This is a genomic window from Anaerosolibacter carboniphilus (assembly GCF_014205875.1).
GTDB lineage: Bacteria > Bacillota > Clostridia > Peptostreptococcales > Thermotaleaceae > Anaerosolibacter > Anaerosolibacter carboniphilus.
The window spans coordinates 28,618-41,145 of record NZ_JACHEN010000002.1; the positions used below are offsets into that span (position 1 = coordinate 28,618).

A 12,528-nucleotide genomic window follows, 5' to 3' on the forward strand; every position below is an offset into this window, starting at 1 on the left:
TATCATTACTTTATCTTTCGGGCCATAAGGACTCCCATCACAGAGGCCATCATCAGTCCTCTGGTCCAGCCGCTGGAGTCACCTAAACAATATAGGCCTTTTATATTGGTCTCAAAGCTCTTATCGATATTGATCTTGTTGCTGTAGAATTTAATCTCTGGTCCATATAACAAGGTCTCCCTGCTGGCGAAGCCTGGTACTACCGTATCCATAGCCTTGATAAAATTGAGGATATTCATCATTGGTCGATAGGGAATCGCTGAGGTCAAATCCCCTGCCACTGCATCGGGTAAAGTAGGCCGCACGTTAGATTGATCTAACTCATGCTGCCAGGTTCTTTTTCCTTCCAAGATATCCCCATATCGCTGCACAAGAATCTTACCATTCCCCAGCATATTTACCAGTTCAGCCACCTTCTTACCATACTGAATCGGCTGATTGAAGGGTTGAGAGAAGTTGTGGGAGCTTAATATAGCTAGATTCGTGTTATGGGATTTTTTATCTTTGTAGGAATGCCCATTCACAATAGCCAAATCATTGTCATAGTTCTCCTGAGACACAAAGCCTCCGGGGTTTTGACAGAAGGTTCTCACCTTGTTTTTGAAGGGTGCTGGATATCCAATGAGCTTTGATTCATAAAGGGCTTCGTTTACCGTCTCCATGATCTCATTTCTTACTTCCACTCGAACACCGATATCCACAGTACCTGCACTATGACGAATATCATGCTTTAAGCACATATCCTTCAGCCAATCGGCTCCTTTTCTGCCCGATGCCACAATGATTCGGTCTCCCTGGATTACTTCATCTTCTTTTTTGGTCTTTGCATCAGCAATCAACACACCTTTTGCAGCGCCTTCTTCAATCAATAGATCCTTTACCACCGTATCAAATTGAATCTCTACGCCAGATGCCATCAAATCATTTTGTATCTTGAGATAGATTTCTTGGGCTTTCTCTGTCCCCAAATGACGAATTGGACAGTCCACCAGTTTGAGTCCAGCTTCAATGGCCTTTCTTCGGATAGCTTTTACTTCATCATTGTTCTCTATGCCTTCTACCTTCGTGTCAGCTCCATAATCCAGATAAATCTGATCCGTATAGCGGATAAATTCCTGGGCTGTATCTACGCCAATGATATCGGGTAAATCTCCACCGACCTCATGACTTAAAGAGAGCTTTCCATCGGAAAATGCCCCTGCCCCTGAAAAGCCCGTAGTGATATGACAATAAGGTTTACAGTATACGCATTGTTTTGTTTGTTCTTTGGGACAATGTCTTTTATCAATTCTTTTTCCCTTTTCAATGATTAATATTTTTTTGTCTGATTTTTGTCTCACCAATTCCAACGCCGTGAAAATCCCTGCTGGTCCTGCACCCACAATAATTACATCGTATCTCAACATCATCCACTCCTTCTTCGAAGTTCATATTTCGTATTTTTTTATATTTCATACATTTATAATTCGTATTATGTCGAACATTAATTTGATTTACATCATTATTGTACAATTATTTTCACCCTTTGACTAGCACTTTTTTGTTAAATCTAATTTTTGTGGTTATAATTGAAATATAGAGTTTTTCTCTTTTTGAATAAAATCCCAACAGCTATACGACCATGCAAATAAATGGTTCTCGATTGGTGGTATAATAGAAAGTACCATTATACATATAAGGAGGGTAAAACTCATGAACGAAACCATGAAAACCATATTGAGTCGGCGAAGCATCCGAGCTTTCAAGGATGAACAAATCAAGACCGAAGAATTACAGCTCATTTTAGAAGCTGGACAGTTTGCCCCAAGCGCCATGAATGGGCAACCTTGGCATTTCACTGTCGTACAGAACAAAGAGCTATTGCACAAAATCAATGAAGCCTGTAGAACTCTCTTGGCGAAGTCAGGAAATAAGATGTTTGAAGAAAGGGTGAAAGACCCAAATTTTAGTGTCTTTTATCATGCACCTACATTTATTATTATTTCCGGAGATGAGAAGGCAATGCTTGCTCAAATAGATTGTGCTGTGGCTTTGCAGAATATGCTTTTGTCAGCAGAATCCCTGGGCATAGGCTCCTGTTGGATCCATGCACTGGCCAGTCTGTTTAGCACAGAGGAGGGGGCAGCGCTGCGAAAAGAACTTGGTATTCCCGATCAGTATACACCATTTTGTTCAGGCGCCTTTGGCTACAAAGCCATGGAACCCACAGCACCTCCAAGAAAAGAAGACATCGTAAGCATTATAAAATAAATAAAAAAAGCGCCTAAGGGCGCTTTCGCTAGGGGAACCTAGTTCCCCTTCGACGGCTGCAAAGCAGCCTGAGCACCCCTCTGACTGCGGCAGGAGAATGTTTCCCCTGCACCCCTGCTTTTTATAGCATAAAAAAGTATCCTTTCTTATGCTATAAAAAAACCTCTTTTCCTACAGCCATAGGATCAGAGGTTTTTTTCATCGCAATAAGTCTAAAGTATTTTTTGTAATCGCTCCGCTTCAAATTGGCGGATGGATTTTGTATTTCCTTCATCCACACATAATAGCTCTAACATATTATTTCTTACATTCATCACTCGACCCTTAGTTTTTGTCCCAATTACATTTACTGGTGCTTTTTTTACGAGATCTTTTACGCTGGTGGAATTGCAATAGCTGCACTCTCCATTAAAACTAGCGATTCTTCTGCAATCAACGCAGTAGTGAAGATTTTTCATTCGTTTTGCCCCCTTTTTTTGTAATGAGATGAAAGTTTGCTCTTTATAAATCACAATCATGACTACTCTGTTTTATATTATAGAAAATTATGAAAATTCCTTCTAATTTATCAAATTTTTCATAATTTTTTCCTTATCCATCCAACTAACTATCTTTCTTTCCTTCCACTTCTATTCTCACGCCCTGGGTATGCCCTTTCTCCAGGAGCTTTTTCTTTTTTCTATTCTCCTTACTTTCCAGTACAATATCAAAGTCATAGTTTTCCGGGTATAGCTCTTGCCCTTCAATATAAAGAGATAGACGCTTATGATTGATCTTGAACTTTTTCTTCATGACCATGACTCCAACCTCTCCTCGACCATTTTCCATTTCGCACACAATCCCCGTTCGATTCATCGTGCTGATATGCACGCAGTCTCCTATTTGAAATTTGGGACGAGCTTCTTGCTTTTCTGCCATAGCGTTCCTTTCCTCGGCTTTTTTGCTTTTCTCCATCTGCTCTTGATGTCTCTCTATCATCCCTTGGTCTATCATAGATTCCTCATGTGTCCATTTGGAACTATACGTTCTCTCTTCCCTATAGGTCACCTGATGGGCCCTCTCAATCAATTCTGGCCTCATTCCAAGCCTGAGGGCAATGTAGAAGGCATTGCTTTCCCCAGCCTTTCCTATCCTCAATCGATACAATGGTTTTAATGATTTGGTATCGAAATCCATACAGCCATTGATAAAGCCTTTATGCGTCTGGGCAAAATCCTTGATCTCGCTGTAATGGGTGGTGGCAATGGTAATGGCTTTTTTGTTATATAGTTCCTCCAGAACAGCAATGCCTATGCCCATCCCTTCTCCAGGGTCAGTGCCTGCACCAATTTCATCTAATATGACCATGGTTTTCTGGTCTGCACAAGCCAATATACTAATGATGTTCTTGATATGGGAGGAAAAGGTGCTGAGGTTTTGCTCGATACTTTGCCCATCTCCAATATCCACCAAGATGCTCAAAAAGATGGCGAATTCACTTTCTTCTTCCACAGGAACATGAAGGCCGGATTGAATCATCATGGTTAAAAGTCCCACTGTTTTTAGTACAACGGTCTTGCCTCCTGTATTGGGTCCAGTAATCACTAGACTTTGATATCTTTCTCCGATTTCAAAGTCCAAGGGAACAGCACTGTTTCCTAGGAGAGGGTGTCTGCCTTTCTTGATGCAAATATAATTTCTGGTATTCAGCGCTGCATTTCTCCCATCTATGGCCTTGCTATACTTCCCTTTGGCGAAGAGAAAGTCACAATAAATCATGGTTTCCATATTGATGGATATTTCCTTTTCATGCTGGGATACATGGACCGTAAGGATGGATAATATCTTATAAACCTCATCTTCCTCATCATATCGCAGGCTATTGAGTTCATCCTGAAGCTTCTTAACCTCAGCTGGCTCAATAAATACTGTGGACCCACTGCCAGATGTATCCAACACGTTGCCTTCAACATTCTTTTTATATTCACTCTTCACAGGGATCACATACCTGCCATCCCGTTGACTGATCAACTCATTTTGCATATAACCCTTAAAAGCACTATTTCTCAAATAGGAATCCAGCTTTGCCTTAATTTTGTCTTCCACAAGGGCTATTCTTCTTCTAATCTTTCCAAGAGCGCCGCTGGCCTGATCATCCACTCTACCTCGAACAATACATCGGTCGATCTCCTCTGTCACCCCCTCCAATTCATGAAGTGATAGGACATAGCTGCTGACGGTAGGTGCTGCATATTCCTTGTCCTTCATAAACCGTTTTAGCCTTTTTCCCTCTTTCAGAAATCCAGATATCAGTTCAAGTTCTTCTGGAGATAGGATAGCTCCTTTTTCCAGGTTTGTTTTTATCTTCTTCATACCGCTCAAGCTATGGAGAGGAATGCTGGAGCTAATATTCACGATGGCCCTCGCTTCTGTAGTTTCTTTTAAATATCTCTCAATCTGCTTGATCTCCACATAGGGTTCCAGCTGATCAATCATTTCCTTGGCTTGCTCTGATACAGCAAAGCCTTTTAATCTTTCTTTAATTTTGTTGTATTCTAATATTTCCATGGTATGTTTGTTCAATTTGTACGCCTCCTATTTTTTAAATCTAATGCTTATAAGATGATCAAGATATCTGTCATCCTGAGCATTCGCGAAGGATCTTGTCTCTTTATGACTCTTCACTGCGCTCAGTATGCCAATTCAGCCTTTTATCCTCAATCTAAAAAATACCTACCGATAACAAGATAACACCTCCAAAAAAGTAAAGCTGCAGATAAATACACTTTATCTACAGCCTCAATCTTTCCATAATTATCAAATTTGCTTTTATCTATAACCCCATGAGAGATATCCCCAGAGAGTTATAGACGCAAAAATGCCGTGCAGAGCACGGCATCCAATAGCAAATAAATTTATACAGACCTATGTCAAGGTTTCTAAGACCATATGTCATAGGCTTGATGAGATGGGCTATTTCGTGTTCTTTATCTAACTTCATCTCAAGGCACAACAAATAAACCTGTCAAAGCAGGTATCTTCAACATTACCTTAAGATTACTTATGCAATTTGTTAGATAAGAACAAACTCACTCATCAAATAAACCCCTTTTTTTCAGAACTACCTACATTTTACATCAATAAAATATTATTATCAATATATTTTATCCCTATATGCCTAATATGTGCATTGATTTCACTATTCATTCCAGTAAAACACTATAAAGAAGGAAAAAATTGTATATGTATAGAATATCTACATCCATCAGCATAGAATCCTATTATTAAATATAGAGGAGTGAAAATCATGGAAAATCTTAGATTGAAAAAACTCTTAACAAAAATGGAGCAAAGTCACATTCCCCAAATGATCATATCTGATCCTGCGTCCATATTCTATCTTACAGGTAAATGGATTCATCCCGGGGAGAGAATGCTCGTTCTTTACCTAAATGTATGGGGTAATCATAAACTATTTATCAACGAGCTATTTCCAGTCCCTGAAGATCTGGGTGTGGAAAAAATCTGGTTTAAAGACACCGATGAACCCCTACAAATCTTGGCTGAATATGTAGACAAAGAAAAACCTATGGGCATTGACAAAAACTGGCCTGCAAAATTTTTGCTTCGATTGATGGAATTGAAGGGAGGCAGCACGTTTTTAAATGGCTCCTATATCCTTGATGAGATTAGAATGTCCAAGGATGAAAAAGAGGTTCACTTAATGGAGGAAGCCTCTATGATCAATGATCAGGCCCTGGATCGAATGGTAAATCTCCTTCTTAATAAGTATACCGAAAAACATATGGTTCAACTCCTTATGGAGATTTATGAAGATTTGGGTGCAGAAGGACCTTCCTTCGATCCTATTATTGCCTATGGTACCAACTGTGCGGCTCCTCACCATGAACCAGGCCATTCTCAACTCAAAGAAGGAGATAGTATCATCATCGACATTGGTTGTAAAAAATCCTCCTATTGCTCCGATATGACCAGGACTGTGTTTTATAAATCCGTATCTGACAAGGCCAGAGAGGTATACCACATCGTAAAGGAGGCCAATGAACGAGCCATCGCCACGGTAAAGCCAGGCGTGAGATTCTGCGATATAGACCAGGCTGCCAGAAGCTATATTGAAGAAAAGGGCTATGGGCAATTCTTCACCCACAGAACAGGGCATTCTATTGGTATCGAAGTCCACGATTTTGGTGATGTATCCTCTGTCAATACGGATTGCGTAGCACCAGGCATGATATTTTCTATTGAACCAGGCATCTATCTTCCAGGAGAATTCGGCGTACGGATCGAGGATTTGGTATTGGTTACGGAGGATGGTTGTAAAGTACTGAACAACTATACCAAAGATTTAGTGATTATTGAATAATTCGAATAAAATGACCCTATGGCATGCCATAGGGTCATTTTATTCTATAGTTTCAGCTTTGCCAGAGCATCTGCTAAGGCTGTATTGATGGGCTCTTCTTTGCCTTTCTTCTGCTGGTTGAGATACTTAGATACATCCTTCTTGGAAACCTTGTCTTTATCTTGTTTCCTTCTCTCGTTGAAAGCTGACAGCTTTTCCTTATGACCACAGCTGCATACAAATATTTGACCTTCTCCCTCACCCCGCAGCTCCAGTTTCTTATGACAGTTTGGACATCGGGCATTGGTCACCTTTGCAACACTTTTCCGATGGCCGCACTCCCGATCCTGGCAAACCAGCATTTTTCCTTTTTTTCCTTTTACCTCCAGCATATACTTTCCACACTCTGGGCATCGGTTCCTTGTCAGATTATCATGCTTAAAGGTTTCTTCACTGTTCTTGATTTCGTTCACTACACTTTTTGCATAGCCTCGCATTTCTTGAATAAACACATTCTTATTCAATGCGCCCTTAGCAATGGCACCAAGCTTTTGCTCCCATTGGGCCGTTAGTGCAGGTGATTTTAAATCCTCAGGCACCAACTCCAGAAGCTGCCTTCCCTTGGATGTAATAAAAATATCCTTACCCTTCTTTTCAATCAAGAAGCTATTAAATAGCTTTTCAATAATATCTGCCCGGGTAGCTACTGTACCAAGCCCTCCTGTCTCACCAATGGTTTTAATCAGTCCTTTATCCTCATTGGCCATATATTTGGCAGGGTTTTCCATGGCGGAAAGCAGGGTTCCTTCATTGAAGGGAGCTGGAGGCTTGGTCTCTCCCTTAGTCTGACCGATCGAGACGATCTTTAGGCTATCTCCTTTATTCACCCGAGGCAGGGTCTGGTCAGAAAGATGGTCTTGGTCTTCCTCCTCATCATATTGCCCACTGTAAACCTCTTTCCATCCTGGAGAAATCACCATTTTCCCCTTGGCCACAAAAAGCTCATTTCCGACTTGCGCCTTGATGATGGTCTGTTCATATTCGAAGGGTGGGTATAATACAGCTAGGAATCGCTTCACCACCAAATCATAGATCTTCCGTTCCCTATCATTTAAGTCCCCCAAGAAGACAGACTGTTCTGTGGGGATAATAGCATGGTGGTCCGATACCTTACTATTGTCTACAAATGCTTTGCTTTCCCGTATGGGAGATCTTAAAATCTTTCCTGCACTTCCAGCATAGGGTCCTACACCACAGGCTTTCACCCGATCCTTCAATGTTTCTACCATATCGGTAGAGATATATCTTGAATCTGTCCGGGGGTAGGTCAATACCTTGTGACGCTCATACAAGCTTTGCATAATCGAGAGGGTTTCCTTGGCAGAATAATTAAAAATTCGATTGGCATCCCGTTGAAGCTCCGTTAGATCATAAAGCTGGGGAGCATAACTCTTCTTATAGACCTTATCGATATCCATAACCTTTCCATCTTGATTCTGCAAAGACCGTAGAATTTGATCACACCTTTCCTTGTCAAAGGTTTTGATATCCTTCGTCCGGGCATCCTGCCATGTGAGCTTTAGCTCTTTTGTGGCAGCAGTAATACCATAAAAACTTTTCGGTATAAAATTCTTGATTTCCTCTTCTCGTCTTGCAATAATGGCTAGGGTTGGAGTCTGAACCCTGCCGCAGGATAGCTGGGCATTGTATCGACAGGTTAGGGCTCGGGTAGCATTAATTCCCACAATCCAATCGGCCTCCGCACGGGCTACTGCCGATGCATAAAGATTTTCATAGGCCTTTCCCTCTTTTAAATTTTTAAACCCTTCCTGAATTGCCTTATCCGTAACGGAGGATATCCAAAGGCGCTTGATGGGCTTTCTCACATGGGCCTTTTCCAAGATCCATCTTCCTACCAATTCCCCTTCCCGGCCGGCATCAGTGGCAATGACAATCTCCCCTACATCCTTTCGATTCAATTGTTCCTTTACCACATGAAATTGCTTGCTGCTCTGTCTGATCACCACCAGCTTTAAATGTTCTGGCAGCATGGGCAGATCTTCAATTCTCCATGCTTTGTATCGATCTTCATATTCCTCTGGGTCGGCTAAAGTTACCAAATGCCCCAGTGCCCAGGTAACAATATATTTTTCACCTTCTAAATAGCCATTTTCTTTTTTCCTGCAATGTAAAATCCTTGCCAAGTCCCTCCCCACGGAAGGTTTCTCAGCCAATACCAATATTTTACTCATATCAACATTCCTTTCCGAATCTCTATCCTTCATAGTATAACACATTTTCCTATGAACTTTTCAAACACCAATGAACGCATAAAAAAACTGCCTTGATTTGGGGCAGTTCTTGTTCTTATATCTCTACAGACATTCAGTATGAAGCCTATCTTTTTATTGGTAAATAACAGAGATTGTCATTCTGAGTGCAGCGAAGAATCTGATATTTAAAAGGCAGATTCTTCATTTCACTTCGTTTCATTCAGAATGACCGCATCTGGAGTAATACCCTTTCGGCACATTATTCCTTACAATGAACCCCTGTTAAAGAAGTTCAGCAGCTGCTTCATCCAGAATCACTGTGGCCTCAGGATGGAGTTGTAATATGGATGCAGGCAATTCTGGCGTTATATTTCCATGGATCATACCATATATGGTTTTGGCCTTTTCCGAACCGCTGGCCAGCAACATTATTTTTTTAGAGTGCATGATGGTTTTAATGCCCATGCTGATGGCTTTATGGGGTACATCCTTTGGATCATCGAAAAATCTGGCATTGGCATCTATGGTATCTTGGTCCAATGTTACCAAATGAGTAACCGCCTCAAACTTCACATCAGGCTCATTAAAGCCAATATGGCCGTTTCTCCCTATACCCAATAGCTGAAAATCAATACCGCCTGTTTTTTTAATCTCTTCTTCATATCTTTTGCACTCCGATTCAATATCCCTTGTTATACCATTGGGTATGTGGACATTTTCGTTCCGTATATTGATATGTTGAAATAAATGCTCATTCATAAAGTAGTAATAGCTTTGTTCATTTGATCGAGGCAGACTATAGTATTCGTCCAAATTGAAGGTAACAATCTCTTCAAAATCAATAATTCCCTCTCGATACATACGAACCAGTTCTTGGTAAGTTCCAATGGGTGTAGAGCCTGTGGCCAACCCTAAAACACTATTGGATTTCAGCAAAATCTGGCCTGCCAGGATACTGGCTGCTTTTTTACTGAGCTCATTATAATCTTTAGCAACAATGATCCGCATCTTCTTTCTCCCTTCTGAAGCACAATTGTCCTTCAACAATTGTGGTCAGCACCTCAAAATCTTTGTTAAAGATAATAATATCTGCATCCTTCCCCAAATCAAGACTTCCTTTTTGATTTTCTAATCCCAGGAGCTTTGCAGGATTCAGACTGGCCATATGAATGATCGCAGGCAAGTCATAATCTGTATTCTCTAGAAAATTTTTCACAGCATAATTCATAGTCAAGATGCTGCCAGCGAGGGTACCATCCTCTAATCTAACAGCATGGTCATCCACATTTACCGTCTGCCCTCCCAGATCATAGATTCCATTTTTCAAACATGCCGCCCGCATAGCATCGGTAATTAAAATAATTTTTTCCGCACCTTTCACCTTTCCCAAAATGCTGTAGATAGCTGGATGTATGTGAACATTATCTGCAATGGCTTCACAAAATATATCAGATTTCAGGATAGCTCCCACCACCCCAGGATTTCTATGATGAAAACCCGTCATGGCATTAAACAAGTGCGTTGCACTTCGAATCCCCATCTCAATAGCCTCCATGGCTTCTTCGAAGGTAGCATTGGAATGCCCGATGGATAGGACCACTTGAGGATGCTCCTGCATTTGATGAATAAACTTATGGCCGTCATCCAGTTCTGGCGCCAGGGTAATGACACGAATCACATCGAGGTAGTCTGCAATCAATCCGTAGTCTGGCTTCAAAATATAGGCTTCATCATGGGCTCCTTTTCGTTCAGGATGGATAAATGGTCCTTCCATATGGGCACCCAATACCCGAGCACCCCTTCCCCTTTTTCCCATGCTGCTTCTTATATTATCCAAAGCCGTATGGATTCTTTCCTTTGACATGGTCATCGTAGCTGGCAGATAACCCGTAACACCCCTTTCGCATATGCCCATACTGATATTGTCGATGGCTTCTTCCTGTTCATCCATCGCATCAAACCCATAGGCGCCATGGATATGAATATCGATAAAGCCCGGTGAAATATAGTTGCCCTTCGCATCCAGCCACTCTATTTCTTCTTTTGGATCCACCCCATCTACGATTCCAAGAATTTTTTCGTCATAGAGAAGAATCTTCCCCTCTAGAATTGCATTTGGCAAAATGATACGGCCGTTCTTTATAGCTTTCTTTGTCATGGTTTCGCCACCTTTTTCAAGCTTTCATGGATTCTAAGTATTTAAAATTATTTCTTCACAGCAAATTTGAATTTTTGCCATGGTTCTATCCTATCAATAAGATAGATTTCCTCCTCGGAAACTCTGCCTACTACATTGGTTTTTCCACTGTTCTCCATATCTTTTAATGCGATCTGTAATTCTCCAGCATATCGATCATATAGAGAGCTTTCAATTAAGATATCTCCTCTGCGAATGGGTTTTACGTGGGCTGCCTCAAAGTGATGGTTTTTATATTTTATCCTGCTTTGGGTGGAACGCACCATGTAGGCTGACACATCTCCCCGATTAAAATGAACCTCATCTAAAATGATCTTTCTTTCTATATCTGAAATACCAGATGTCATCTCTATGCTTAATGTGAGAAGCTCTTTATTCAATTCACTCAAAGCCCTTAATTCAGCTTCCGAGGCAAAGGCATTGGCAATGATCACATCGTCAATCAGATCGGTATGAAACAAGTCTTTTGCTTGTACTTCAATGGGCAAGTTCCTATGTTCTTCCAAGGTGCATAGTCCTTCGTTCAGGGGCCAAGGCCCAAAGTTTGCTTCCCTTGAAGATACGAAGGCAGCTGTTCGTATGCCATAATCCTTAAATTGTTTAGAGCATTTGATGAAGTGCTCCCTTGAAAGTCCTGTATAGCGATGGGGATAAAAGTTATGACATCCAATGATTTTCTCTTTATTGGGATGATAGGTTAAGATATTGTCCAAATACTTTGTTCCAATGCTCATGTTCAACTCTATCTTCAAACCATAGGGATTAAAGGTCATGATACTTTCTTCCATCCCACTAAATCCGAGATCGAGCCTTATCCCTGAAAGATATAGATCCTCGAAGAATTTCAGATCCCCATAGGATATGCCAAAGTCTTCAAAAACAGCAGGACTCACATCAGCAATAATCTCCATCCCCAAAGATCGGCCATGGTTCATAATTTCTTGAAACTCCCTCACAACCTTCTCTTTATCCCCCTTCACAGAGATCAGGCAGGTAAAAACTCTGGTGAATCCATATTGCGCCGCTAAGGATAGGTATGCTTTGTTCTCTTCCACTGTGGCGTGCTCAGGATATATAGAAATACCCAATTGTCTCATGATCATCCCTCCAAAATATTTTTTCGGTATACACCATTCCTATCTATTTATCCATATGCTTATAAAGGTCTACAAATTCCGTTGCCAAATCACGAAGGACGATGGCATTCATTAAATGATCCTGCGCATGAACCAGTAGTAAGGATACTTCAATTTTTTCTCCTTGTGCTTCTGACTGTATTAACTTTGTCTGTTCCCCGTGGGCTAAACTTAGTTTACGATTGGCGTCCTCTAGACACGCTGCAGCTTTCTTAAAATCTCCTTGTTTTGCGTGGGTAATTGCTTCCATACTGGAGCTTCTGGCTTCTCCACTGTGTGAAATGATTGTACAGATTATTACTTCAAACTCCATACCGAATCGCTCCTTAT

General features: G+C 41.0%; 10 protein-coding genes. 2 read left to right on the forward strand and 8 right to left on the reverse strand.

Annotated features, from left to right (window positions below; all coding sequences use genetic code 11):
- Nucleotides 1-5: 5 nt before the first annotated feature.
- Nucleotides 6-1,406, reverse strand: coding sequence for an NAD(P)/FAD-dependent oxidoreductase (locus HNQ80_RS02180; RefSeq protein ID WP_334297380.1), 1,401 nt, complete (start codon nt 1,404-1,406; stop codon nt 6-8).
- Nucleotides 1,407-1,692: 286 nt separating this feature from the next.
- On the opposite strand from HNQ80_RS02180, the gene HNQ80_RS02185 reads away from it, so the two are divergent.
- Nucleotides 1,693-2,250, forward strand: coding sequence for a nitroreductase family protein (locus HNQ80_RS02185; protein ID WP_184307740.1), 558 nt, complete (start codon nt 1,693-1,695; stop codon nt 2,248-2,250).
- 212 nt (nt 2,251-2,462) lie between these two features.
- Here HNQ80_RS02185 and HNQ80_RS02190 read toward each other — a convergent pair whose 3' ends face one another.
- A complete protein-coding gene (locus HNQ80_RS02190) occupies nt 2,463-2,708 on the reverse strand; it encodes a hypothetical protein (protein WP_184307742.1) in 246 nt (81 codons plus the stop codon).
- Between the two features lie 145 nt (nt 2,709-2,853).
- Complete coding sequence (locus HNQ80_RS02195) at nt 2,854-4,812, reverse strand: endonuclease MutS2 (protein ID WP_184307744.1); 1,959 nt, start codon at nt 4,810-4,812, stop codon at nt 2,854-2,856.
- Nucleotides 4,813-5,536: 724 nt separating this feature from the next.
- Between HNQ80_RS02195 and HNQ80_RS02200 the strand changes: the two genes are divergently transcribed.
- Complete coding sequence (locus HNQ80_RS02200; protein WP_184307745.1) at nt 5,537-6,613, forward strand: M24 family metallopeptidase; 1,077 nt, start codon at nt 5,537-5,539, stop codon at nt 6,611-6,613.
- Nucleotides 6,614-6,657: 44 nt separating this feature from the next.
- Here the strand turns inward: HNQ80_RS02200 and HNQ80_RS02205 are convergent, their stop codons facing one another.
- The 5 genes from HNQ80_RS02205 to HNQ80_RS02225 all read right to left on the reverse strand — a co-directional run bounded on the left by HNQ80_RS02205 (nt 6,658) and on the right by HNQ80_RS02225 (nt 12,511).
- Nucleotides 6,658-8,844 carry a DNA topoisomerase III gene (locus HNQ80_RS02205; RefSeq protein WP_184307747.1) on the reverse strand — a complete coding sequence of 729 codons (2,187 nt, stop codon included), beginning with the start codon at nt 8,842-8,844 and terminating at the stop codon, nt 6,658-6,660.
- Between the two features lie 303 nt (nt 8,845-9,147).
- Nucleotides 9,148-9,873, reverse strand: coding sequence for a glucosamine-6-phosphate deaminase (nagB, locus tag HNQ80_RS02210; RefSeq protein WP_184307749.1), 726 nt, complete (start codon nt 9,871-9,873; stop codon nt 9,148-9,150).
- Nucleotides 9,854-11,023: an N-acetylglucosamine-6-phosphate deacetylase gene (gene nagA, locus HNQ80_RS02215; RefSeq protein ID WP_184307751.1), complete on the reverse strand. Its 1,170-nt coding sequence runs from the start codon at nt 11,021-11,023 to the stop codon at nt 9,854-9,856. The genes nagB and nagA overlap by 20 nt, the downstream gene beginning before the upstream one ends.
- 47 nt (nt 11,024-11,070) lie before the next feature.
- Nucleotides 11,071-12,159, reverse strand: a complete 1,089-nt coding sequence (locus tag HNQ80_RS02220; protein WP_184307754.1) for a DUF871 domain-containing protein — start codon at nt 12,157-12,159, stop codon at nt 11,071-11,073.
- A 43-nt stretch (nt 12,160-12,202) separates the two neighbouring features.
- A complete protein-coding gene (locus tag HNQ80_RS02225) occupies nt 12,203-12,511 on the reverse strand; it encodes a PTS lactose/cellobiose transporter subunit IIA (protein WP_184307755.1) in 309 nt (102 codons plus the stop codon).
- Nucleotides 12,512-12,528: the final 17 nt, after the last annotated feature.

Bases quoted from the DNA above. Each gene is read 5' to 3' on its own strand.
- HNQ80_RS02205 (WP_184307747.1), bottom strand. From the start codon at position 8,844: ATGAGTAAAATATTGGTATTGGCTGAGAAACCTTCCGTGGGGAGGGAC.
- HNQ80_RS02180 (WP_334297380.1), bottom strand. From the start codon at position 1,406: ATGTTGAGATACGATGTAATTATTGTGGGTGCAGGACCAGCAGGGATT.
- nagB (WP_184307749.1), bottom strand. From the start codon at position 9,873: ATGCGGATCATTGTTGCTAAAGATTATAATGAGCTCAGTAAAAAAGCA.
- HNQ80_RS02225 (WP_184307755.1), bottom strand. From the start codon at position 12,511: ATGGAGTTTGAAGTAATAATCTGTACAATCATTTCACACAGTGGAGAA.
- HNQ80_RS02185 (WP_184307740.1), top strand. From the start codon at position 1,693: ATGAACGAAACCATGAAAACCATATTGAGTCGGCGAAGCATCCGAGCT.
- HNQ80_RS02220 (WP_184307754.1), bottom strand. From the start codon at position 12,159: ATGAGACAATTGGGTATTTCTATATATCCTGAGCACGCCACAGTGGAA.
- nagA (WP_184307751.1), bottom strand. From the start codon at position 11,023: ATGACAAAGAAAGCTATAAAGAACGGCCGTATCATTTTGCCAAATGCA.
- HNQ80_RS02200 (WP_184307745.1), top strand. From the start codon at position 5,537: ATGGAAAATCTTAGATTGAAAAAACTCTTAACAAAAATGGAGCAAAGT.
- HNQ80_RS02190 (WP_184307742.1), bottom strand. From the start codon at position 2,708: ATGAAAAATCTTCACTACTGCGTTGATTGCAGAAGAATCGCTAGTTTT.